Origin of the sequence: Tianweitania sediminis, assembly GCF_017813335.1 — a bacterium.
GTDB lineage: Bacteria > Pseudomonadota > Alphaproteobacteria > Rhizobiales > Rhizobiaceae > Tianweitania > Tianweitania sediminis.
Map to the genome: position 1 here is coordinate 1 of NZ_JAGIYY010000004.1, position 22,508 is coordinate 22,508.

Here is a 22,508-nt window from a genome sequence, read left to right on the forward strand (position 1 = left end):
CGAGCACCGGCCGCACACGAGCCTGCGCGGCCTCACCCCGAACGAGTTTGCAACCCGGTCCAGATCGGACCACAAGGAGAACAGAGTCCAGTTATGAACGAGGGCTGATCGGGGGCAACGTCACCAGCCTTCCCAGAAGAAAGGGTGAAACTTGAGGTCTACAGGCGGGCGATCGCTATAGGCGAGGTCGGTGCCGCCTCAGCAGAAGCAATTCTGTTCCGCCCGTTAAGGATCCAGGTGAAGGACGGCGCTATAGTAGCAATGGCGCCCATCTTGGAGATGGCATTTCTGCCGGCAGCTACGTCTTGCCCGAAGCTAAGTTTGGAGCGGCATCAAAACTGATGGCCCAGCCCGTCGGTACCACCGGCGGGCTTCCTCCTTAACGACCACAAACCGCGGCAACACCCGGCGCTTAAACGCCCACTGCGCACCCAGCGCCAACCCACACCACAACCAGGAGGACCCCGTGAGGATCCTTTCAATCCGGCCCGAAGCTGGACCGAAGGCGCTTGCCGTTTTCGACGTCGAGGTCAGCGAACATCTCCGACTCTGCAACCTTCAACTTCGCCGGACAGCCGGCGGACTTCGCACAGTCGCGCCCACCGCCTGCGGGAAGCACGCTGCGACCTTCCATCCTATCCTCGCCGAACAGATAACCAAAGCGGCCGCAGCCGCCCTTGGAGGCCGTGCAGCCAATGACCTTGGATGATGTAACGCCGTCGCTCTATGAGTTTCAGGCGCTCTACGGAGGAACGATCGACGGTCCATATTTGAAGGACTGCGAGATTGCCGGTCAGCGGGCAGACCTCTACCACACCGCCACTAAAACCTTCTACGTGCAGACGGCGGACGGTCCTTACAGTTCGCGAGAGCTTGTGCGTTTCGTTCGCATGCAATGCGGACTGACAGATCCAGGCCGCATGGCTGCCAATCAGAACGGCCCCGTCGACTTATGGGTGTCCGCGACGCATCCCGTTTTGCCGCCCGACACCTTGCCGGACACGATCTCCGAGTTCGCGACCATCCTCGCCGACACCATGGGCGCGGATCCGGCCGGGCTTGCCATGGCGGCCTTGGCCGCCTGCGGCGCAGCTATCCCCGATACGATCGTAATCCAGCCGAAAGAACACGACCGGTCGTGGACCGAGGCGGGACGCCTATGGGTTGGCTTGGTCGGATTGCCCTCAACGATGAAGACGCCGATCCTTTCAGCGGCGACGCGGCCTCTGCGTCGAATTGATCATGATATGTACCGCGCGTTCGCTGAGCAGAAGGTCGCTTACGATGCGCTCGATAAGGAGGCGCGCAAGTCGGGCACGGTCCCGCGCCATGAGCGCCTTATCCTTGAAGACACCACTATTGAAGCCGCGCAGGAGGTCCTGAAAGACAGCCCGGACGGAGTGCTTCTCATCCAGGATGAGTTGTCCGCCTGGTTCGGCTCTATGGACAAGTACAGCGGCGGGGCACGAGGTGCAGCGAAGGATCGCGGTTTTTGGCTGCAGGCTTTTAATGGCGGTTCGTACACGGTGAACCGGGTAGGACGCGGTGCATCGGTGGTGCCAAACCTTTCAGTTTCGCTCTTGGGCGGCATCCAGCCTGAACCGATCCGCGCCATTGCCAACGACAGTCATGACGACGGCCTGCTGCAGCGACTTCTTCCCGTTTCCCTCCGAGCCGGCAAGCTGGGCAAGGACGTTCCGATGCCCGATGTGGCTGCGTCTTACAGCGGCGTGATAGAGAGGCTAACGCAGCTTCGAAAGCCGATGCGTGGCGGGATGACGGAAGTACCACTTCGGTTCTCACCAGCCGCGCAGGTGGTTTGGCAGGAAGTCGCCGGTCGAAACTACGATCTCGCACAATCGTGGGAAACGGTGAACGTGAAGCTTGCCGCCCACATCGGCAAATACAACGGGATCTTCGCGCGCCTGTGCCTGATTTGGCATTGCATCGAAAGCAAGGGCGAGCGGCCAGCTTCACAGGTGCCAGAAGACGTTGCAGCCCGCGTGCGGGACTTCCTGTTCGGCTTCCTTTATCCCCACGCTATTGCGTTTTACACGAAGGTCGTGGGACTTTCTGACCGGCAGGATAAAGTCGAGGCCGTGGCCGGGTGGATACTCACGCGGCGTCCAACGACCCTCACCGTGCGCGATGTGCGCCGCGGTGACCGCTTGATGCGCTCCATGGATAACGCCGATGCCGAATTGGTTTTAGACCAGCTCGACGCATTCGGCTGGCTGACCCCGGTTCCAACAATCCGCCGCGATAGTCGAGAGTGGAAGGTCGATCCGCGTGTCTTCGAACAGTTCGAAGACAAGGCGGACGAAGAGGCTGAGCGCCGCGCAATCGCGCGGAGCATCATCGCGAGGGGCGAAAAACTAGCCGCCTAGTGTCACCAACCGTCCCTTGCGCGCATGAGATGTTACCAAGAACGTGGTTCTTCCTCTTAAAGAGGACGCTTTCTGGACTCCCGCGCACAAGGGCCAATCGGTGACACTTCTGTTCATCAACCGAGGAGCCAACTCAATTGGAATTCTACAATGTTTGCACTTCAACCATTCGAGGCCCAGCGCTACGTCGCCAACACTAGCTCAGGCAGCCTTAAGATGGCCTGGCAACCCTGCACGGTCGTCGGCGCGCGTGGGGATAGCGACAACCTTCTCTATGTTGTCGAGGTCCGCGCAAAGGACGGCTCGTTCTTCCTTGATACAGCCGAGCTAATCCGGCGCGTGGAGCCGCGTGGATAGACCGGCGGAGAAACCGGCGCACGTCGGATAACGAAAAAGCACCGGAGCGGTCCAGCCCCGATGCTTCGCAGTTAAGTCAGCCGAAAGTCAGTCGATAATCTGAACAACGGTGCGATTGCGGGGATCGACGATTACCCGCCGGTCGTTCACGACGGTGTAAGCATAGGCATCGTGACCAGGGATGACTTGGTATTCCACCGTATCAGGCAGTGCCTCGCCCACAACAACCTCGCGCTCGATGGTGACCGATGGCCGCTGCTGTTCGACAACATAAGAGCGTACTTCAGCCGGCGGCGGAGTAAGCGCATCGCCGATCACCGCGCCAGCCACACCGCCAACCGCTGCGCCAACCGGACCGCCGACAATGGCGCCAGTTACAGCGCCACCGGCTGCGCCGGTTGCTGCGCCGCTGTCCTGCGCGAAAGCGGAAGAACCCAAGGCGAGCATGGTAATCGAAAGAGTCACCAAAACTTTTTTCATGGTCGTATTCCTTATGGATCAGGAGCCCTTCGGATCCTTAACGGGGATGGTCGGATGTTGGTTGCGTCTAGTGCCGAACGCCTAGAAACAGGCCGTGTCAGCCGCTCCACCCGAGCCATACGGCCACCCAGCCCCCAACCTTCCACGCTGCTTTTCCGAGCACCGTGCCGAGGGCTGTTGCCACCATCGGCGGTAGCTTGATTGTACGTGGAGCTTTCGATCTGGGGCGGCGCATCGGCGGAGTCCTCCTTAAAGAGAAACATCGCCGTTCGCGCGCTTCGCTTGTTACGCGATTCGAATGCCTTGTCGCCTCTCATTCGCCGCCATCAAGAAAGTTCTTGATTTGTTCAGCGGCACCACCCCCTGCATCGGGTCCTCCCGGCCTCCCCCACCCCTAGCGGGTGGGAGGCTCCCGATGTCAGGGTCTGTGCAAAAGAATCGCGGTAGGATTTCTTTCCTTTTATGGCGAAGAAAACCTTGAGCTGTAAGGGTTGCGGTGCGACGGAAAAGGAAGCCGAGTTTGGTTCTGCCTCACCAAAAAGCTATATAACTTAGAAGACAACGACTGCGGATCAACGCGGCAAGCTCGCCTTCGGGCAACATCGCTACTCGGGAACTACCCACGATGACCTTTGTAACGGATCCGGCATGGTCGCCGGCAGCCTACCGGCGTGCGCTTGCCGCCTGGCGGGCGAACGCACCTAAGAGTGACGCTGACATTCTTCCGCGGGAAGCCGCACCAACATCGCGCCCTAGACAAGCCGGCATCGCCGAACAATGCCGGTCTCTTCTGAAGTGGCGAGCGCTGAACGCCGGAACCGATTGGACGGCTGCAAACGACAACAAACCCGACGATGACCACGAGGGCACCGGTCAGCCCCTGCTGATGCTGCTCGATAGCGAGCATGAAGTCCGACCGCGTGTGTCGGAAATGGTGGTGGCGATCAAGGACGTTCAGTTTCAAGCTCGGCGGCACGCGCGGCTTGGCGGCGGCGGGGACGAATATCTTACTCCTGTGGGCGGCGATCTTGAGCGCGGGTCGGTCTATGGCCAGGGGAAGCGCGGCTCTAAGATGCCGAACTGCGTCACCCGGATGGGCGCCTTGAGACTCTCAAACGGACAGCAGTGTGAGAAAGGCTATCAGAAAACTGCTCTTGGTTACGTCTACGGTGATATCCGCATCCCGCTAGGTGGGATCGTCGACTGCAAAGGCCGGAAGGCGCGGGATCGTTTCGGCAAGCCGAAGGGCGCAGTGGCGAACGATAACACGCCGCCGACCGTTGGCAGCAATCCAAGTGCTTGCCGCGGAGCCTTTCCGTTCGATGATCCAGTCGCCATCGCGAGTGAGGCAGTCGACGTGCGATCGTCCGTAACGCCAGAGACGGCTGCAATCCTTGACTTAGCGCTGCACGCTGCGAATCTCCGGCAAGTCGGCGAGCACCTCGGCTTCCTGGGCAAGACCGCCGAACGCCGGGGCAAGGCGGCACTGCTCGCCGCATGTGCCGAGCTGGACGAAGTCCTCGCGGCCTGAGGTCCCTTTTCCGTAAGAAGTTCGGGATTTACATAGCAGTACCCGAGAGCTTTAGCCCGGCTTCGCGCCGGGCGCTTTTTTCTGCCAATCCCGTGGACCGCATGCCCGCGGTCGATCGCGCCGCGGCGCCCTGCGAGAGCAGATGCGTGCCGCGTGCAGCGCTTTCATTTCGACGTCCCTGAAAACCAACCGCTTATCTCTTGGAGAACGTCATGCCCCATGACGCTGCCCGCGCCGTGCCGGGTACATTTCCGATGCCCGCCTGGTGGCGGGATCACGCTTTCACCCTGCGAGAAATCGCTGAGTTCCTCGGCGCTCCGAAGGCAACCGTCGATCACTGGTTCGATATTGCGCGCGCGGCGGGGATTGGAGTTGGACAAAAGAAGGGCGGCCGTCGCTTCTATTCGGCTCACGAGGTGTTTGCTGCTTGCCTTCTCGGCAAACTACGCGAGCATTCCATTCCGGTCAGCAACACTACCATCTCATCCGCTTTCGCCTTTGCTTGCCACCCGGACGGCAAACCGCGCACCATTGCGGACAATGCGATGTGGCGGCTCTACGGCGAAAACGGCGCGGCCGTCGAAGTCGAAGCGTGGCTCTGCTGGTCGGCCGCCCGCGCGTACGCTGCCCAGCACTTTGATTGACGACCAATTGGCGTGACCACGGATGAACTGGCACGCCGATGAAGCCGCAGGACCTTCCGCAGGTCCTGCGGGTCACTCCTTTCCAATTACCATCAAGGCCATTGCAGATGACCCGTTCCGAAATCGAGGCGGCCCTTGCCACCATCGACATCGCAGCCGCAGACCTTCGTTTAACCGAGGCGGAAGCACGGCGCGAACGCCTGCTTCTCGAAACCGACGACGACGCGCCCGTGCTTGCTGCCGAGGCCGCGATAGCGGCCGCTCGGATTGATCGTGACCGGCAGATTGCCCGAAAGGCAGTCCTGGAGGCGCAGCTTGAAATCGCAACTGCCGCAGAAGAGCGCGACGCGCTTCAGGCTCGCCACGATGCGGTGAAAGCGAAGGTGGACCATGTCGTGCGCCGTTTGCGCGAGGAGTACCCAGCGCTGGCGAAGTCGATCATCGCGATCGCGGAAGCCGAACACGAAGCTGATGAGGCAGTGTCGTTTTTGAACGAGGCGCTCGTCGGAGTTCCGGATGCGCCGCCGTTCCTCCAGACCGCCTCAGAGCGTGTTTGGGGCGACACCTTCCTGCACGCCTTCCGCTTCCGGGAAGCGCTCAGCCTTCCGGCAACCGACTGCAACCCCGCACACGGTGCCGCGGCCGCCTTCATTACCAAGGAGGCCGCATATGCCCTTGGCGGCGTCGGCACGCCGCAGCCGGTCCCGGTCCACTCCTACAGCTAAACAGAGCAATCATATGACAAGATCAAGTGCGGGCGGCGCCAAACCGCCCGGCGAAGGCGCGCGCCTTTACGCGCCAGAATTTCGCCGATCGGCTGAAATCGGATCGTTCAATCCGGCTGACAACAGCGTCGAAGTCCTTTGGACAACCGGCGCGGCGGTTCGCCGGCAGAATTGGGTCACCGGCCGCTATTACAACGAAATTCTCGAAGTGACACCGGAAGCGGTCGACCTCGCTCGCCTAAACGCTGGTGCGCCGCTCCTGGCTGGCCACGACACGGACCTGCGAGCTGTCATTGGTAGCGTGGTACCTGGCTCCGCCGTCATCCGGAACGGCAAGGGGTATGCGCGGGTAGGGCTCTCTGCAGCCGCCGGCGATGCGGACCTTGTCGCGAAGATCAGGACTGGCATCATCCGGAATGTCAGCGTCGGATACCGGCTAATCAAAGTCGTCGTGACTGAACAGGCGGACGACGACGACGAATGGCGCGTAGTAAGCTGGGAGCCGTTTGAGATCAGCGCTGTCGCCGTCGGCGCTGATCCCGGTGCGCACTTCCGAAGCACTTCGGCTCACTTCGAGCCGTGCCAGTTCGTCGGCCTTGATCTTGGTACCGCATCGCAGGAGCGCACGCGGGCATCCACCATTGCGGAACTGGCGGAGTCCGCCGGCGAGCCGGCTTTCGGCCTCCGCCATGTAGCGGCCGGAACCTCAATCCAAGATTTCCGACACAAGCTTCTTGAGCTCCTCGTGGAGCGCGAAGCCCCTCACACGGATGGAGTCCTCGTGACAAATTTCAATGGTAATCGCCAGCGTGACCAACAGCGCGCCTCGGCCATCCAGGCAGCGATCCTGCACCGCATCAATCCGACCAACGCTCTGCCGGACGGCGCCCGCGAATTCCGCGGTATGGGGCTGATCGACATGGCGCGCGATGTTCTTGAGGCTGGCGGCATTTCCACCCGCGGGATGAACCGCCAGGAGATCGCAGCAGAAGCTCTGATGCAGCGTTCGAGCGGCATGCACACCACGTCCGACTTCTCGGTCATTCTCGGGTCTGTCGTGAGCACAAGCTTGCGTGCGGGCTACGAGTCCGCACCGCAGACGTTCCGCCCGCTGGTCCGCGAGACCACGGTCTCCGACTTCAAGGAAGTGACGCGCGCCCAGCTCGGCGAGGCTCCCCGCCTTGAGAAGGTGAACGAGCACGGCGAATACAAGCGCGGCACGATCGGCGAAGGCTCCGAGAAGTACCGCGCCTACAAGTTCGGTAAGATCATCGGCATCACGCGCGAAGTCATCGTCAATGACGATTTGAACGCCTTCGGCCGCATCCCGCAGATGTTCGGAGTGGCGGCTGCGCAGCTTGAGTCCGATCTGGTCTGGGCCGAAATTCTCGGGAATCCCGTCATGGGCGACGGCACAGCGCTGTTCCACGCCAACCACAACAACCTTGCTTCGGCCGCGGCTTTGGCCGTTGCCCCGATCGGAGCAATGCGCGCTGCCATGGCGAAGCAGACCGGCCTCGACAAGAAGACGGTTCTGAACATTTCGCCGGCCTTCGTCATCGTGCCGGTCGAGCTGGAAACGAAAGCCGAACAGCTTCTTCGAAGCGTCTACCAGCCAACCAATGCCAATGATGCAACGCCGGCGTCAATGAGGCGCCTCGGGCTCATTTCCGAGCCACGTCTCGACAACGGCGTTGTGCATCCGGTGACCGGCGTGGCTATCGCAGGCAGCAATACGGCTTGGTACCTGGCGGCTTCGCCTGGGCAGATCGACACGGTCGAGCTTGCGTACTTGGAAGGCAACCGCGGCGTGTACACGGAATCGAAGATGGCGTTCAACACGGACGGCATTGAGATCAAGGCACGCATGGAAGTCGGCGCGAAGGTCATTGACTGGCGCGCATTCCAGAAAAATGCCGGGGCTTAGCCGTATCAGTCAGACAGAAAAGCCCGTCCGCTCGGATCAGCGCGCGGCCGGGCTTTGTGCCGACAATTACTCAACGCCGTCGACATCCGGATCTTGGACCTAGGAGGTTCAGGAACGGTGAACGCGCGCGCCCCGTGGAGAGCTTCACGTGCCAAAAATCCATTTATCCGATTCCGTCGAATATGGTGGGAAAACCTACCATCATCTCCAACTGCGGAAGCCGCGGCTTGCCGACTATCTGCTCGCGTCCCGGGTCGAGAGCACTGACGGCCGCGACCTCGCCGTTGTCGCCACCCTCGCCAGCCTAGCAGACGTTCCGGTCGAGGTGATCGCCAGCCTTTCCATGGCAGACACCCACCGGTTCCTTGAAGCAGCCCTGCCGCTTGTCCCAGCGCGCAAGACTTGAACGCAACCCGAATGAGGTGACGCGTGGGCATTCTCAATAGCCAGTTGAGGCTGACCGTCCATGACGGCGTGTCATCGAAGATGCGCGCCATCTCGGCGAGCCTCAACGCATTTCAGGCGCAGAACCGCCGCGTGTTTGCGCCGTTCACCGGCATGGTCGGACGCATTGCGGCAATCGGCGGCGCGTATATCGGCGCGACGGAAGGCATCAAAGCCACGGTCGGCGGCGCGCTTGAGTTCGAAAGCGCCATGGCCGACGTCCGGAAGGTCTTGGACGTCAATGACGAGCAATTCGCGAACATTCGGCGCCAGATCACCGGAATGTCGCGGGAGCTGCCCGTGGCAGCAAGCGGTATTGCCGAGATCTACGCGAACGCCGCGCAGTCGAACGTCCCGCTGGCCGAGCTCGGCAAATTCGCCGAGATGGTCGCGAAGGTGTCCGTGGCTTGGGATACCACCCAAGGCGAAACCTCGTCCGCGTTGGCGGAAATCAAGACCCAGCTCGGCATGGGGGTGGATGACATCGGGCTTTACGCCGATGCGCTGAACCACTTGTCCAACAACACGGCCGCCAAAGCGCCAAAGCTGGTTGAATTTTCGAGGGTCGTTGCGGCGACCGGCGAGCTTTACGGCTTCGGTGCGCAGCAGACGCTGGCGTTCGGCGGCGCAATGATTGCGGCCGGCGCCCAATCGGAAGTCGCGGCAACCAGCTTCCGGAACATGGGCCGCGCCCTGACGATGGGCGCGCGCGCCACAAAGAGCCAGCGGCAGGCATACAGCAGGCTCGGCATCGACTCGGTGAAGACCGCCAAGTCGATGCAGAAGAACGCGTTGAAGACGACGCTGGACGTGATCGACAAGATCCAGCAGCTCCCGGAGTGGGAGCGCGTGTCGATCGCGTCGGCGCTGTTCGGCGACGAAGCGCGCGCGTTGATGCCCATCATCAACAACGCGACAGAGTTGCGCCGCCAACTCGATATGGTCGGCGACCGCACGAACTACGCCGGCTCGGCGTTCAAAGAATATGTTACCCGGGCTGGCACGGTCGGCAACGTGCTGGAGATCCTCCAGAACAAGTTCGCTGACTCCTTCCGGTCAGTCGGTGACAGCATGCTTCCTTCCATTCGGGAAGCGGCACTTGGCATAGGCGACATCTTGGACAGCCTGGGTGAGCGCGCCACGCCGCTTACGCAGATGACGGCGGCGTTCAAGGGGTTCATGAACGGGCTGGGCTACGACGGCTCAATCCGGCAGATGGTCAATGAACTTGGCAATCTGACTTTCGGCCCTGCCGACGGCAGTGCGAACGCCGACAAGATCGGCGCCATCTTCGTTCGCTTCAAGGAATGGGGCGCAAACATCCGCGAGTTCAACGCGGCGGTGCGAGACAATCCAATTGCAGGCTTCTTGGCAGAGATGGCCGGCTACGGCTTCCAGTTCGTGCTGGCGGCTACCGGCATCGGCATCCTGGCGGCGGCCATCGGTAAGCTTGCGGGCGCGCTGTACTTCCTTAGCGGCGCAAAGGCGGCGGTCGCCATTCTAAAGAGCCTGTCCGGCATGACCGGCCTGTCCGACGTGCTGAAAGGCGACAGCAAGGACGCCAAGGGCGCTAAGGGCGGCAACAAGGTCAGCGGTGGCGGGATTGCCGGTGCGCTGGCCGTGCTGCGCTCTGCGGGCGCGTGGGCCGGCCTCCTGTTGAGCCAGGGGTCGACCAAGGACAACGACTATACCAACGCTTCCGCGGAAGAGCGGCAGCGAATGCGCGACCAGGCGGCAGCCAATGCCCGCAAGTTCACACCGCTGGAATCGACTGGCCGCGCACACCTGAGCACCAACGACGGCGGTCGAGCGCGGAGCATGGACTCCTGGCTTGACGGCCCGCCAAAGCCGCCGGGTCCAACCAGCAGCGTCATGCCGGATCCGCTAAGCGCTCTGCGCAACATGACGCTCCGCACTCAGCCGACAGGCGTGCAGCAGGTCCAGGTCACGAACCCGGTTCGGCCGAACGTCACCATCAGCATGCCGGTGACCATCCACGAGGCGGCCGCGCCGGCCACGGTGATGAACCAGCTTGGTGCAGCGGTGCGGGAAGCCACCGAGTCCAACTACGGTGACGGCGGGCTTTAGGGCTTGGTGAAGCCGTAGTTGATGGCGATTTGCTTGATCTGCGGCGGGCGACGGATTGACGTCACGTTTGACGTTTTCGCGGGCGGCGGCAAAAGTCACAGCATCAGCGCATCGACACAAAACCTCCGATTGCTGATCGACCTTCGGCAAGCATGCGTCTTTTAGATGCGTTCGCCGAACGGCACTCTGCCACGATCGTTTAGCTGAGGATCCTCAGACCAAAGGAGAAAATCTGCCCCACCACGCCATTGATAACGGCGCGGCCGGCTTCACTTCCAGCTTCCTTCGCCAAGCCAGTAAGCTTCGCGCCCAGGGTTCCTCCCAAGCTTTCAGGCGCGGCATTGAGAATGGAAAGCGCCTTTGAAGTGAGGACGGCTTCCTCTGACCTGACCTGACCCTGTGCTCTGATGTAGCCCTCGTCTACAAGCCAGGGCAATGCAGCCCAAAGCATTCCGTTGAAGCTTGAGCCGTCATCGAAATTGCCGATCTGTGCTACCGGAGGAAAGCGGGGATCATCATCGTGATACTTCAGCTCGACCGTCAAGCCCATTGCTTTGGCGATCGCCGGCTCATCGATGGTGATCGGCACGGGAAAAGCCCGGTAGAGTTGTTCAAAAACAAGCCCGACGATGGTGTTGAAACGTTCAATGTTATTTGCCGCCACGGTAAACAGCCCACACCCGTCAACCTTGATTCCCCTGCCTTTTAACAGCCCGCGGGCGGTCGCGTCCTTGCGTTTATGGCAGACGAAGCGACTACGACTTCGGATATCCGCTCAAAGAGCGGGCAGGTTCCATGACAGGGCTCAACCAGGCAGCGTCGCTGTAGACGATTTTTCAACGTAGACGCATTAGATCATTATGGCTAATCAGCCCTATCTACGGCCGGAGGCATCCATGACGGCATGGCGCGCGCAGGGTTTGCAATTTGTATGGTTCTTGACCTCGGCAGATCAAGTCGACGGTGAGGCTTTATTCAAAGCGATTGTCGGTAGCGAACCCGACTCCGTGCAGAAAAATAAGATCCCGTCTCCTGCCAACCCGTTCTTGAGCGTGTGCTACAGCGAAACTGAAGATCGAACGATTGTCACGCAAGTTCAGCCCGGCAGGGTGGATTTCCTGTTCAACGCTCGTGCCCAGGAAAATGGGGTACCGTTGCCGGGTTCTAGCTTTGATCTCGATGTAGCAAATGATCTTCTGAATAGCATGAAAGCCGCAGACAAGATGCTTGGGCCGGCGGTACGAGTCTCAGTAGTCGCTACGACCGCCTATCCTGCAGATGACTATGAGTCTGCCGCGCGTGCTATCGCTGACGTGACCGGCTTCGACCCGGGTCTAGATGGAGTATCTGACATCTCCGTACAGCTTAATCGTCGCACCTACAGCAAGGCTGTGGACGGATTGGCGATCAACCGCGTCGTTCGCTATCACGTGGCGGCTGCGCAGACGATCAACTTCGAAGTGGGAAGCGGCGGCGTTCAACCCATGGCGATATCCTCCGTCATCCTGTCTGCCGTTCAAACTTTAGATTTCAACACAGTGCCTGACGGGCGGCTATTTGCGAGCTCAGAGAGAATGTCCATTTTTGCGGAAATCGTTTCGGAGATTGCGCGAGTCGCAAGTTCAGGTACGATCCAAAGTCTGGGTCAGGAACTTTGATATGGTGGATGCTAGAGTCAGGCCAGATCGGCATATCAAGTCACGGACGACAAGGGTCTACAAGCATGCCTATGATCCGTGGACAATCTCCAGCAGTACACCAGCGCAGCCTTTGCAGTTCGAGCACCAAGAGGTGGATCGTTCCCAGGGCAATCTAACCCCTTTAGCAAAGCCGAACGACGAGCGCAGCCTGAAATACTACGCGCTCTACGAAGCCATAAGACGTATGGCACGGCTTCCTAAAGGACATGATTTTCATATTGATACGGAAAGTGCTAAGCACGCCGAGGAGCTGCTGGCTGTTTTTGCCACGAATTTCAAAGGGCGAGCGCCAAAGATGTTCGCTCAGGACGGCGAGGCAGTAGTTCTAACCTGGGACTTCGATGTTCTTAAGCGTTATCTTACGATCGCTGGTCAAGAGCTGGATCTTATGGATATCGGACGAGCCAGCAAAATGCGCTGCGACTACGAATTAGACTACGATAAAGCAGATGATTTCAGGAAGCTTCTTCTGCTTTTTGGTGATGAGCCGCTGTCCGAAACAGATCCGCAGGACCTTAATGCAGCGCGATGACGTTCTTTGCCGCGCTGCTCTTTTTCCCCGTTTCATCAAGGATGGTGTCTTCGACATCGAAACATTAATGCGCTTCTCCACCGTCGAAGAAGATAGCCACTACGCCATGTCGGTAGGATCGAAGTTTCTGCTTCGCACCTCAGACGGCGTTCACAACTATGGTTGTGCTGCCGCACAAATCGCGAACGACAATTTTCGCGAGAAGAACGGCCGCGACCCAGAACCTTTAAACGAGGCGGTTCACTACCTCGGATTTTACGAGCTTCCGTTTCATTCGATCAAAGACGTTCGAGGGCGTTTAACGAACCACCATCTTTCGGTGCGATGGGTACCAGAGCATGGGCAGGACGCCCACTTTCAGGTTGAACTCTGGAAGACTGTTCCTGCCGGGGCTCGTCAGCTTAGAAGGGATCGTGTTGCCGCTCGGGGCTTTTTGTCCGCTTATCTGACAGGATTTCCGGAGAGGCATGTGTGCAACTCCGACCGCAGCATTGCGTCCATACTAAATGCTTTAGAACTGCCCACACTTCCTAAAATTGAAGCTTCGGCCGCGGAAGCGAGGGGCGCCTGACCCGTTCGTGCTGATGGTGCTCTTGGTCGAGCATCGCCGCGTGGCAACGCGCAAAAAGGATCACCTGCTGCGTCAACAGGGTGACAGGTGACGGAAAACACTTCCGGAACTCAGCGCGGGCGCTTCACGGCGGGTGATGGCGAGGGAAACCGTCAACGTTTCAACTTTCGCTCCTTGTACTGCCTCTTACGCGCGGGCGTCCAATAGGCCGGATCTCGGTTAGATAGATCCAGCGGCTCGGCTGGTTGTTCTTCTATCTGTGCGAACGCTGCAGGCGGCGCTGCTTTCCGCTCCGCGGCCATTCTTTGCTTCTCCGCGAGCCGCGCCTGCCGCTCCTCGGCAGCCTTTGCGCGTCGCTGCGCTATGCCCTCGGCGCGGTCGGCGTTCTGTTTTTGAACGCGTGCTACGATTCGATCGAATGCCTGACTGCCCGCCACGCGCGCAGCATGGTGTTGCGCCATCTCGCTTGAGCTTTTGTATTGTAGCGCGACGATGAGCGCCTGGACGTGGGCTTCGGTAAGGCGGATCGACCGTCCTACAACAAAGCACAGACCGAATTGCTTCGCTTTGATGATGACTGATCGCCGTGGCAGCCTAAGTCGTTCTGCAACTTCGTCAGGGGTGTAGATAGCTTCTGGCGATGCGCTGTTGTTCATTTGCGCTACATAGACAAGCGAAGGCACGGGCGCGAGCAAGCAACTTAGGTTCTCAACAGTATGCGCTTCCGCCTTTTTACTTGCAGATAATTAGGCGCGTCCGCCTAAACGCAACAAAGTTATTCCCGCGGGGCGGGAGTACTTTACGCGAATCAGTTTTTAGATGATGCTTGTCCGTGGGCTTGGAAACCCGGACCAGTGAGGGCAAGTTGACGTTGGCGCGTCATGCTTGCTCGGAGCGCGAATGCCTTGGCGGGCAAGTCGCGAAAGGATTGCCTTGGCGGGCGTCCAACTCGGCCACGACTATGGCCGGGAGCGACGCCTATGTCCAGAGGGATACCCCTTAAAATGCGTCGGCTTGTCTCACTGGCAAGTTTCCAACTCCCGGCTGCCGTGGTCGTCAATCCGGTGCCAGGGCCTTGGAAAGCCCGAATCCAGTGAGAGAAACTTTCTATGCATATATTTGAGGGGAAGACCGCCGCTCATCCGTTGCGCGGCGCTGAACTTTGGCTCGCGGGCCGCAGACCAGACGGGCAGCTTGTTGCTCACTTCCGGATGCCGGACGGCGAGCTTGCTGAGTACGAATGTTATTGGGGGCGCCCGCCGCTTATTGACTTCAAGGGCAAACTGCGGCCAACTGATGCTGCATCTCTGATGCACTCGCCTGTTTTGGAACAGGCCACCACGCCGCATCGCAACCCTCTGAGCGGCTTTTCATCGAACTAGGCACCCCTTTTGCGGGTGATTCGTAGTCGCTTGCCAACAGCAAGCCCGTTGAAACGCTCGGCTGCGTGCCGGCGAAGAGGAAAAGTGTGTTATGAGCAACTTCCTGTCTTACATCCTGAACAAGAAAGCTGATTGGCGCGAGCGCCAGGCGGTCCGGTATCGGGAAGACCCGCGGAATGCCGCAGCGGCGGAACTCATGCGACGACTTGCGGACGAGGAAGCCACATCAGAGGCTGCCAATCAGCTTTACGAGATGGAAGGCGACGTGGAAAACGAACTGTACGAGCACTACGACGAGGTCGTGAACGACGTGCTGACCGACATTGGTTTCCGGTTCGCACCCGCTTCCATCGATGAAGTGGCAGAAAGGATCCTGAGCAGCCTCGAATACAGCAAGACGCTCGCCGCCCCCGTGCGGACCGCCTGAAGGGATTGCAGATCATGGTACAACAAACGCAAGCATCGAAGGCGGCATCTTCGGCAAGGCTTCGCGGATTTGGCGCGCACCTTGAGAACATCCACGGACCGAAAATGGAAGCAACGAAGAGACTTGCCGAGTTGCTGCAGGAGCATCTACCACCCGCAGCAGTCATCGAAGTCAAAAGCCTCCTGAAGGCAGGCGCCGAGCTAACAACCCAGAGCCTGAAGAAGTAGGACGACCCGCCCGCTGCCGCGTTGGCGGCGGGCAACGCCTCTTTATGCGGCGGCGTCGAACCGAACGGGCAGGTTCTTCCGAATTGCTTCTTCCGCGACCATATCGACCAACTCGCGCCGGGTCACCAGCTTCCTAAGTGCAGCCGTCCAAATTGCCCTGGCTGCCGCATCAAGCGAAATCGCAGTGTGGCATGAGCGGGTCGCCACGTAATCCCTAACGACTTCCTGCAGGTTCTCTGCTTGCGTCATCCGGTTCGCCTCCAGCGTCCTATTCGGACAGGCTAGAAGGCGTCATGTGAACGACGGCTTAACAAAGATTAGAAGTTCGTAAACGTCGGCCGAAGGTTCTAATGGACCGCGTCGGCTTCAAGTGGGATGCGTCGGACGAGTGCCTCTTCCTCGATCATTGCGGCCAGTTCCTGGCGTGTGATCACACGTTCCGGAAGCTCTCGCGATATTGCGTTTGCCGCTGCCCGTACGGACAGGGGCGCGCCGCGCTGGGAATTCACGTACTGACGCACCGCGTCGTTCAGATTCGCTGCCATTCCGGTTCTCCAGGTTAGGTGAGTCCGCCCAGCAAGGAGAATGCCGTAGATCAATTAGCGTTCCCTTATGGGACTGGCGCAACAGCGAAAGCGATGAGGGTGGCTATAAAGCGGCTACAAATTTTATAGCCAGTTCAAAGAGGGGTAGCTAACTCTTTGATTTCAATGGTCGGAGCGGCGGGATTCGAACCCACGACCCCTTGACCCCCAGTCAAGTGCGCTACCGGGCTGCGCTACGCTCCGAACCGCCGCAACCCTTATAGAGCGCGGGGTATCGGCGCAAGCGCGAAAACAGGGTCGCGGAACGTAAGGGCATCGAAACGCCGCCAAAAGCACTTCGCGGTACTGAAGTTACCGCAGAATTACCGCGGATGTTTCCCAGATGTTCTGACAAACCAGTTCAGTCCGGTTGAGGAAGCAAGAGGTGGTAGCCATGAGACTTGGCAAGGGAGATGTACAACCTCGGAAACTTGCCGGTACAAAGACGGCGGCCGAGAATCACGGAGTGCAAGCAGGTTGAAACTCGTCGATCTTTTTTGCGGGTGTGGTGGGTTCTCGAGAGGTGCTCACCTCGCGGGGTTCGATGTGGCGGCCGCTTATGATATCGACCCGGTTCTCACATCATCCTACAGTCGAAATTTCCCGCAGACGAAGCTCGTTCTTCGTGACGTTTCCGAACTAACTGGGGCTGAAATCACAGCGGACGTGGGTGGGGAGGTCTTCGGGGTATTTGGTGGGCCTCCATGCCAAGGCTTCAGCGATATTGGGCGGCGAGACGTAAACGATCCTCGCAGGAAGCTGCTAAGTCACTTCTTCCGTCTTGTCGCCGAACTTAACCCGACTTTCTTCGTCATGGAGAATGTTCGAGGGCTGATGTATAAGGATTCGCGACCGGTTCTGGATCGTGCGTTAGAGTCTGTGCGGCAAGCGTATGATCTGATCGGCCCTCATATATGGGATGCAGCTGACTTTGGCGCCGCCACCTCACGGCGTCGGATGTTTGTGGTTGGCATCCGTAAAGATGTCCGGGCTCGGTTCGACATCTCGATGATCGACAAACATCGATCAGCTCCAACAACGGTCTCGCAGGCGATCGCCGATCTCGTAGACGCGGAACAACTCGAACCTTGCGCCTCGCTTCCGGACTTTGACCGCTGGCGCGCCAGTGATCGGCACATTGTGTCAGCCTACGCGCTTACCCTCAGAAGTCCCGACCGCGTGTTTACAGGGAACAAAGCGACCGAACATTCGGCGGCGGTGATTTCTCGGTTCGCTCGCATTGCTCCCGGTGCGATGGAGAAGATTGGCCGTCACCCTAGGCTTCATCCAGAAGGGCAGTGTCCAACGCTGCGGGCTGGCACTGGTTCGGATAAGGGCTCTTACCAATCAGTAAGGCCGATCCACTACGAGCTTGACCGAGTCATAACCGTCCGGGAAGGAGCGAGGCTGCAAGGGTTCCCAGACGCTCATATTTTCCATCCCAGCGTTTGGCACAGCTTCCGGATGATCGGAAACAGCGTGTCACCCGTCATAGCGCACGCGATTTTCAAGGCGCTAAAAGCCGCCGTCACGAAACCGGCTGCTAGTTCTTCTTCTTCAAGGAAGTACGGTCCGGGCTCAGAGCGCCAGCTGGAAAACCTGATGACTGCATGACCGATAGGATCTCAAAGGAGCGCCGCTCGTGGCTAATGGGAAGGGTCGGAAGCAGGAACACCAGCCCTGAGCTTCGCGTCCGATCAGTAGCTCACTCGCTAGGGCTGAGATTTCGCCTACACAAAAAGGATCTTCCAGGAAGACCTGACATTGTATTTCCTAAGCACAAGTTGGCGATATTCGTTCACGGCTGCTTCTGGCATCGTCACTCGGGATGCAGGAAAGCTTCTAATCCTCGATCTTCGGTTGAATTTTGGCAAAGCAAGTTTGCAGCTAACGTTGCGCGAGACGCTCGAGCTGTGCAGGATCTGGAAGAGCTCGGATGGCGGGTTGCTGTGATCTGGGAGTGCGAGACCCGGACGAAGGAAGGGGTCACTAGTTTCCTCAGCGCCAACATCGATGATCGGCAGCGGGATCCGACGTAACAGTATGCGAGACGATGTTCATGGTTGATGAGAACGCTTCGAAAACCGAAATCGACGCGGAGCCGACGAAGGCGTTCTTCATCGACATGCTCACCAGAGATATCCCGCTTGATCAGGCCATTCTTGATCTTGTCGACAACTCCGTCGACGGAGCCAAAGCTCTAAAGGCCAAAGGCCGGCCAGATTTCAACGGTCTTTGGGTGCAAATCTCATTCGACGCGGAGCAGTTCAAGATTGTCGATAATTGCGGCGGTTTTGATCGTGACGCCGCTCGCTCTTACGCCTTTCGCTTTGGTCGTCCCGGCGGAGCCAAGCGAACGCCTCACTCCATTGGTCAATTCGGGGTGGGAATGAAGCGCGCTCTCTTCAAATTTGGAACGCACTTCAAGGTGCATTCAGCCACTTCGAACGACAGCTGGAGTGTTGAGGTGCCTGTCAGCACCTGGGAGCAAGAGAAAGGGTGGGCATTTCAACTGCGTGACCTTCAACCAGGGTCGCTGGTTTCTACGGACCAGCCGGGTACTGAGATCACGGTTTCGGAGTTGAGAGAGGAAGTCTCAGCCAAGTTCGCTCTCAAGAACTTCGAGACGTCAATTTTCAACTTCATCAAATCGAAGCATCGACAGTTCATATCAGAGGGTCTCGCGATCTCGGTGAATGGACGACACATCGATGCCACGAACCTTCTTCTTCTAGTGTCTGATGGCCTGAGGCCGGGCATCGAGAACATTAGGTTCAGCCGCCCCGGTAGAGCCGACGTCACAGTTCGAATCATAGTGGCGATCGGTCAATCGTCGCCCAAACAAGCTGGCTGGTACGTCGTCTGCAACGGCCGGGTGGTACTTGAGGCTGACCGAAGCCCGGTGACGGGGTGGGGCGTGATAGAAGACGCCGCCAATCGGATCATTATACCAAGCTACCACAACCAGTTCGCCCGGTTCCGCGGGCTAGTATTTTTTGACTCGGAGGACTCTTCCAGAGTTCCTTGGAACACCACGAAAACGGGGGTTGATGAGGACAGTTCGGTGTGGGTGGCGGCCATGAAGCGAATGATGGAGATGATGAGGCCGGCGATCGACTTTCTAAATGAGCTTGATGCTGACATAGATGAATTTTCGCGAGAAGAGAGCCCATTGAGCAATTTCGTCGCGAAAGCTGAGCTCGTGTCGGCAGAGACGCTGACCGTCAAATCCGCTTTCGTGGCCCCAAAACGAGGAGACATCGTTAAGGGGCCCAAGCTGGTCAAGATACAGTACTCGCGTCCGCTTGATGACGTAGTGATCCTGCAAGAAGCTCTCGACTTGTCCTCGGCCAAGGCAGTGGGAGAGGCTACCTTCGACGCCGCACTGAAGCGACAGAAACGCTGATGGTCGAGAGTTTTCGGAAGATCGATTATTCCATCAGGCCCGCGAAATACGCAGAACGTCTGATGCTTTGCGACGTATTCCGCCGCTTGTCAGCTTTCGAGCCGGTCGAAAGTTACAAGTACGTTGGTTTCGGCTCGGTGTGGTTCTCTGATTTCGTCCTGTTTCACCGCGCCTTAGGTATACGGGATATGCTCTCGATTGAACAATCTGAAGCCGCGCGCGAAAGGATCAATGCCAACAAGCCGTTCTCCATAGACCTCAAGTTCGGGAAATCGACAGCGCTACTTCCAGACCTCGACTACTCGAAGCGCCAGTTCATCTGGTTAGATTACGATGACCCGCTCGGTCCGGAAATGCTTGAGGATGCTGCAGCCGTGGCAGCGAGAGCTAGATCAGGATCTGTGCTGGTGATTTCTGTGCAGTGCGTTCGCGCTCCCGAAATTGCGATCGCCGACCGAGAAATGAAGATTGATCCAAATACACAGACAGCAGAACAGCGGTTCATCACGAAATTCGGAAGCCGTCGAGTGCCGGACACTCTTTCGCGAGAAGACCTATCTGGATGGACCTATGGCGAGTTGAGCCGAAATATGCTGCTCGCGGAAATCGATGAAGCGATCTCCACACGCAAGTTGGCGGACCCTAGCCAGGCGGTATTCGCAAAAGAGATATGTTCTTTTGAGTACGAAGATGGAGCAAAGATGACGTCCTTGGTTGTCATCTTCTACAATGAGGAGGAACGGCAGAAGCTTGAAAGTTGTGCCTTCGAGCAAATGGATTTTATTCCGGCGGGAGAGCAGGATAAGCCGGTCTATATTCCGACACCAAAACTGACACTGCGTGAGATCCGGAACCTGGAGGGGCAATTGCCGCTCCCGCCAGGAAGCGTCTTGAATATCGGACATATTCCCGCATCGGAGGCGAAGAGCTTTGCGGGTATGTACCGCTACTTCCCAAACTTTGCGGTTGTTCAGAACTGAAGCAGCAAATGGATGAAGGGTTAACGTCGTCCTTCGGCTCTGCTGCTTTCAGCTTGGGAAGCTAGGCGTTTTGGCGACACATCAACGGCTTGCCTGTAAAACAGCCTGAAAACGCTCATAAGCGCAACAATGGCTTAGCTCGAGGTTGTAAAACTCGAAACGAGCCAGATTGACGGCCGCAGGCCGCGGCTCCATCTTCTTCGCATGGTGATTTCCAGCATCGCAACAACACCACAGACCAAGCTCCCGAAGCTGATCGTTGTGATGGCGTTCGACCCCGACGACGAAGGGGAACTGCAGACCGCGTTCGGGCCGGCCGAGCAACAAAGCGAGGAGAGGGCGGTGCGCACCGCTAGGACGCTTGCGACTAAGCACGCCGGCGTCATTGCCTGGTCGCGTACAGCGGACATTCCCAATGGGGAATACGGCGAGCCGGTGGTGCTGTTCCAGCATGGCAGCGTGCCTGACCTGGAATGATCAAAGATCCTGCGGAAAAGATCCAAGCCTTCATAGAAAGCGGCGTCGAGCCGGAGGTGCCGCTTAAACGCCTGGTGCTGAAGCTCAGCGGACGCGTGGCCGATCCCCATGTCGCAGCAGAACTCAACGACGAGATGAACCGCCGATTGGAAGATCTTCTTTTGGATCGGGCTCTTCAGCAGGTCAGCAAGGAAGGGCGAGAGGAAGCCTTGCGATCGCTGCTCCGCTTGGTGACGGCCGGGAGACACTAATGGGCGGATTGGAGTCCCGGAGGGACTGCCGAAACCCACCGCTACCGCGCCTTCTGCCTCCCGATGGGACAAAGATGCCCTCCTGATTTTGCTATACTTTCCGTTGTGCATGTCCCACGTGGCAGCAGTTGACAGGCACGGAACGTTCTAGGAACATTATCCTCACGTGCGGCGGATCACTCAAGCACAGGAGGCCGCGATGGCAAGACGCAGGACGATCACAGAACTCACCGAAATCGAGGTGGCTGCTTTCATGCGGCATTGCGTGGCTACGCAAGAGGCCGTTCAGCCGCTCCAATCGAAGCTTCGAGTGGATAGCGATCTTTATCGTGCCCTGGATGATTTTCACGACGCGCTAAACACTGTCGCCTTGCGCGTGTCAGGCCGGGACACTGTTCCTTGGGATAGCAAGCACGGCTGGACGCCGTAAGCCAAGCCGACCAAAGCCGCCGTCAGCCGACGGTCAGCGGCGGCTACTTCCGCATCAGCAGGTCAATGCGGCCATGAATCCGATCCAAGTCATGCTCGATCCGATCGAGTTGTGCTTTGAGGGCAACAAGGATCGCCACTTCCTCATCCTGTAGATGCACCTTGGCTGAAACGAGCAGCGGGTGATCAGGCAGATCACGAACATCGTGGGCAACAGGCGGAGGCGGCGGCGATGCTCGAAATAGGACCTTCCCGAGAAAGATCAGGAGAGGGCTGACAATGGCCGTGCCGACGACGGTCACAATGGCAGTAACTGCACCCGAGCGGTCGAGAAGGTCGATCATCCATTGAGGCATGCCGATCCTCGCTTGCGCTGAATGTCGATCGTGGAGCGAATGACACCCATGGCCTCAAGGATCGTCCAGAACAGGTAGCCGACGGCAATAACGGACAGCCCGATGCTCCAGAAAAAGTAGCAGTGCAGGCCTTGATACGCGAAGGCGCACAGACCGGCGCACCGACGGAGGCCGGGGGAGCGTCCCCAGCGACCGTTGATCACCGTGCCGGAAATCCTTCCGCCGCCAATCAGGATCGCCAGCATGCCCCATGCCACCGGCATATTTGCGAACGGGAAGGAAGAATAATAGGTCGCCGCCATTCCACCTAGAAACAGGATCGCCAAGCCCCGGAGCACGATCTGGAGGCCGAGAACAATCTCGACCAATCGCCAGCCGTCGCCATAGAGGTACTCCATAAAAAGGCCCTGCACGGAAGCCCTGATCGAATGATGCCGGATCTTCTGCGGCGTTGGCGGCGCGATCGTCCCGGGCATCAGTCTCCCTTCGCTCCGCAATATGCATCCCGCGCCGCATTGTTTGCGCGCGTTTCGATCTGCGTCTCTTCCGTATCCCGGCTCGAATAGGTCACGGGTTGCCAGGCGCTGCACACATCGCGCGCCA

At 58.8% G+C, this 22,508-nt stretch carries 26 protein-coding genes and 1 tRNA gene; 19 read left to right on the plus strand and 8 right to left on the minus strand.

The annotated features are described in order from the left end of the window. Nucleotides 1-695 precede the first annotated feature (695 nt). Entirely contained in the window at nucleotides 696-2,387 is a 1,692-nt protein-coding gene (locus tag J5Y06_RS12845) for a DUF3987 domain-containing protein (protein WP_209335586.1), read from the plus strand. Nucleotides 2,388-2,831: 444 nt separating this feature from the next. Here the strand turns inward: J5Y06_RS12845 and J5Y06_RS12850 are convergent, their stop codons facing one another. After that, nucleotides 2,832-3,224 carry a DUF1236 domain-containing protein gene (locus J5Y06_RS12850; RefSeq protein WP_209335587.1) on the minus strand — a complete coding sequence of 131 codons (393 nt, stop codon included), beginning with the start codon at nucleotides 3,222-3,224 and terminating at the stop codon, nucleotides 2,832-2,834. An 886-nt stretch (nucleotides 3,225-4,110) separates the two neighbouring features. Here J5Y06_RS12850 and J5Y06_RS12855 point away from each other — a divergent pair. From J5Y06_RS12855 to J5Y06_RS12880, 6 genes are all read left to right on the plus strand, one after another. After that, entirely contained in the window at nucleotides 4,111-4,755 is a 645-nt protein-coding gene (locus J5Y06_RS12855; protein WP_209335588.1) for a hypothetical protein, read from the plus strand. Nucleotides 4,756-4,967: 212 nt separating this feature from the next. Beyond that, complete coding sequence (locus J5Y06_RS12860; protein WP_209335589.1) at nucleotides 4,968-5,399, plus strand: MerR family transcriptional regulator; 432 nt, start codon at nucleotides 4,968-4,970, stop codon at nucleotides 5,397-5,399. 107 nt (nucleotides 5,400-5,506) lie between these two features. Beyond that, nucleotides 5,507-6,124: a hypothetical protein gene (locus J5Y06_RS12865; RefSeq protein ID WP_209335590.1), complete on the plus strand. Its 618-nt coding sequence runs from the start codon at nucleotides 5,507-5,509 to the stop codon at nucleotides 6,122-6,124. A gap of 13 nt (nucleotides 6,125-6,137) precedes the next feature. Then, the gene (locus J5Y06_RS12870; protein WP_209335591.1) at nucleotides 6,138-8,051 is read left to right on the plus strand and encodes a prohead protease/major capsid protein fusion protein; all 1,914 of its coding nucleotides are present in this window, start codon (nucleotides 6,138-6,140) and stop codon (nucleotides 8,049-8,051) included. Between the two features lie 148 nt (nucleotides 8,052-8,199). Next, nucleotides 8,200-8,457: a phage tail assembly protein gene (locus J5Y06_RS12875; protein ID WP_209335592.1), complete on the plus strand. Its 258-nt coding sequence runs from the start codon at nucleotides 8,200-8,202 to the stop codon at nucleotides 8,455-8,457. 23 nt (nucleotides 8,458-8,480) lie between these two features. After that, nucleotides 8,481-10,583 (plus strand): phage tail tape measure protein, encoded by a 2,103-nt coding sequence (locus tag J5Y06_RS12880; protein WP_209335593.1) that lies wholly within the window; start codon nucleotides 8,481-8,483, stop codon nucleotides 10,581-10,583. A gap of 199 nt (nucleotides 10,584-10,782) precedes the next feature. Here J5Y06_RS12880 and J5Y06_RS12885 read toward each other — a convergent pair whose 3' ends face one another. Beyond that, nucleotides 10,783-11,247, minus strand: coding sequence for a hypothetical protein (locus tag J5Y06_RS12885; protein ID WP_209335594.1), 465 nt, complete (start codon nucleotides 11,245-11,247; stop codon nucleotides 10,783-10,785). Nucleotides 11,248-11,479: 232 nt separating this feature from the next. On the opposite strand from J5Y06_RS12885, the gene J5Y06_RS12890 reads away from it, so the two are divergent. The 3 genes from J5Y06_RS12890 to J5Y06_RS12900 are packed head-to-tail and all read left to right on the plus strand — an operon-like array spanning nucleotide 11,480 to nucleotide 13,386. After that, nucleotides 11,480-12,241 (plus strand): hypothetical protein, encoded by a 762-nt coding sequence (locus tag J5Y06_RS12890; protein WP_209335595.1) that lies wholly within the window; start codon nucleotides 11,480-11,482, stop codon nucleotides 12,239-12,241. 1 nt (nucleotide 12,242) lies between these two features. Next, nucleotides 12,243-12,815: a hypothetical protein gene (locus tag J5Y06_RS12895; RefSeq protein WP_209335596.1), complete on the plus strand. Its 573-nt coding sequence runs from the start codon at nucleotides 12,243-12,245 to the stop codon at nucleotides 12,813-12,815. After that, nucleotides 12,733-13,386 (plus strand): hypothetical protein, encoded by a 654-nt coding sequence (locus J5Y06_RS12900; RefSeq protein WP_209335597.1) that lies wholly within the window; start codon nucleotides 12,733-12,735, stop codon nucleotides 13,384-13,386. The genes J5Y06_RS12895 and J5Y06_RS12900 overlap by 83 nt, the downstream gene beginning before the upstream one ends. A gap of 152 nt (nucleotides 13,387-13,538) precedes the next feature. Here J5Y06_RS12900 and J5Y06_RS12905 read toward each other — a convergent pair whose 3' ends face one another. Further along, complete coding sequence (locus J5Y06_RS12905; RefSeq protein WP_209335598.1) at nucleotides 13,539-14,042, minus strand: hypothetical protein; 504 nt, start codon at nucleotides 14,040-14,042, stop codon at nucleotides 13,539-13,541. 817 nt (nucleotides 14,043-14,859) lie between these two features. Between J5Y06_RS12905 and J5Y06_RS12910 the strand changes: the two genes are divergently transcribed. Beyond that, nucleotides 14,860-15,195, plus strand: coding sequence for a hypothetical protein (locus J5Y06_RS12910; protein ID WP_209335599.1), 336 nt, complete (start codon nucleotides 14,860-14,862; stop codon nucleotides 15,193-15,195). 14 nt (nucleotides 15,196-15,209) lie between these two features. After that, nucleotides 15,210-15,422 carry a hypothetical protein gene (locus tag J5Y06_RS12915; protein ID WP_209335600.1) on the plus strand — a complete coding sequence of 71 codons (213 nt, stop codon included), beginning with the start codon at nucleotides 15,210-15,212 and terminating at the stop codon, nucleotides 15,420-15,422. Between the two features lie 42 nt (nucleotides 15,423-15,464). On the opposite strand, the gene J5Y06_RS12920 is transcribed toward J5Y06_RS12915, so the two are convergent. The 3 genes from J5Y06_RS12920 to J5Y06_RS12930 form a co-directional block, all read right to left on the minus strand. Further along, the gene (locus J5Y06_RS12920; RefSeq protein WP_209335601.1) at nucleotides 15,465-15,671 is read right to left on the minus strand and encodes a hypothetical protein; all 207 of its coding nucleotides are present in this window, start codon (nucleotides 15,669-15,671) and stop codon (nucleotides 15,465-15,467) included. Between the two features lie 98 nt (nucleotides 15,672-15,769). After that, on the minus strand, nucleotides 15,770-15,967 hold the full coding sequence (locus J5Y06_RS12925) for a hypothetical protein (protein ID WP_209335602.1): 198 nt from the start codon (nucleotides 15,965-15,967) through the stop codon (nucleotides 15,770-15,772). Nucleotides 15,968-16,133: 166 nt separating this feature from the next. Continuing rightward, nucleotides 16,134-16,210 (minus strand) — tRNA-Pro (locus J5Y06_RS12930). A 273-nt stretch (nucleotides 16,211-16,483) separates the two neighbouring features. Here J5Y06_RS12930 and J5Y06_RS12935 point away from each other — a divergent pair. The 7 genes from J5Y06_RS12935 to J5Y06_RS12965 all read left to right on the plus strand — a co-directional run bounded on the left by J5Y06_RS12935 (nucleotide 16,484) and on the right by J5Y06_RS12965 (nucleotide 21,550). Beyond that, a complete protein-coding gene (locus J5Y06_RS12935; RefSeq protein WP_209335603.1) occupies nucleotides 16,484-17,620 on the plus strand; it encodes a DNA cytosine methyltransferase in 1,137 nt (378 codons plus the stop codon). Continuing rightward, on the plus strand, nucleotides 17,617-18,045 hold the full coding sequence (locus tag J5Y06_RS12940) for a very short patch repair endonuclease (protein WP_209335604.1): 429 nt from the start codon (nucleotides 17,617-17,619) through the stop codon (nucleotides 18,043-18,045). The genes J5Y06_RS12935 and J5Y06_RS12940 overlap by 4 nt, the downstream gene beginning before the upstream one ends. A gap of 20 nt (nucleotides 18,046-18,065) precedes the next feature. Further along, the gene (locus J5Y06_RS12945) at nucleotides 18,066-19,412 is read left to right on the plus strand and encodes an ATP-binding protein (protein WP_209335605.1); all 1,347 of its coding nucleotides are present in this window, start codon (nucleotides 18,066-18,068) and stop codon (nucleotides 19,410-19,412) included. Further along, a complete protein-coding gene (locus J5Y06_RS12950; protein WP_209335606.1) occupies nucleotides 19,412-20,392 on the plus strand; it encodes an O-methyltransferase in 981 nt (326 codons plus the stop codon). The genes J5Y06_RS12945 and J5Y06_RS12950 overlap by 1 nt, the downstream gene beginning before the upstream one ends. 204 nt (nucleotides 20,393-20,596) lie before the next feature. Then, nucleotides 20,597-20,869, plus strand: coding sequence for a hypothetical protein (locus tag J5Y06_RS12955; RefSeq protein ID WP_209335607.1), 273 nt, complete (start codon nucleotides 20,597-20,599; stop codon nucleotides 20,867-20,869). Then, nucleotides 20,866-21,120, plus strand: coding sequence for a hypothetical protein (locus tag J5Y06_RS12960; RefSeq protein WP_209335608.1), 255 nt, complete (start codon nucleotides 20,866-20,868; stop codon nucleotides 21,118-21,120). The genes J5Y06_RS12955 and J5Y06_RS12960 overlap by 4 nt, the downstream gene beginning before the upstream one ends. Before the next feature lie 199 nt (nucleotides 21,121-21,319). Further along, nucleotides 21,320-21,550: a hypothetical protein gene (locus J5Y06_RS12965; RefSeq protein WP_209335609.1), complete on the plus strand. Its 231-nt coding sequence runs from the start codon at nucleotides 21,320-21,322 to the stop codon at nucleotides 21,548-21,550. Nucleotides 21,551-21,593: 43 nt separating this feature from the next. On the opposite strand, the gene J5Y06_RS12970 is transcribed toward J5Y06_RS12965, so the two are convergent. Both J5Y06_RS12970 and J5Y06_RS12975 read right to left on the minus strand, forming a co-directional pair. Next, the gene (locus J5Y06_RS12970) at nucleotides 21,594-21,905 is read right to left on the minus strand and encodes a hypothetical protein (RefSeq protein ID WP_209335610.1); all 312 of its coding nucleotides are present in this window, start codon (nucleotides 21,903-21,905) and stop codon (nucleotides 21,594-21,596) included. Beyond that, nucleotides 21,890-22,381 carry a hypothetical protein gene (locus J5Y06_RS12975; protein WP_209335611.1) on the minus strand — a complete coding sequence of 164 codons (492 nt, stop codon included), beginning with the start codon at nucleotides 22,379-22,381 and terminating at the stop codon, nucleotides 21,890-21,892. Before J5Y06_RS12975 ends, J5Y06_RS12970 begins: the two co-directional genes overlap by 16 nt. Between the last annotated feature and the right edge of the window lie 127 nt (nucleotides 22,382-22,508).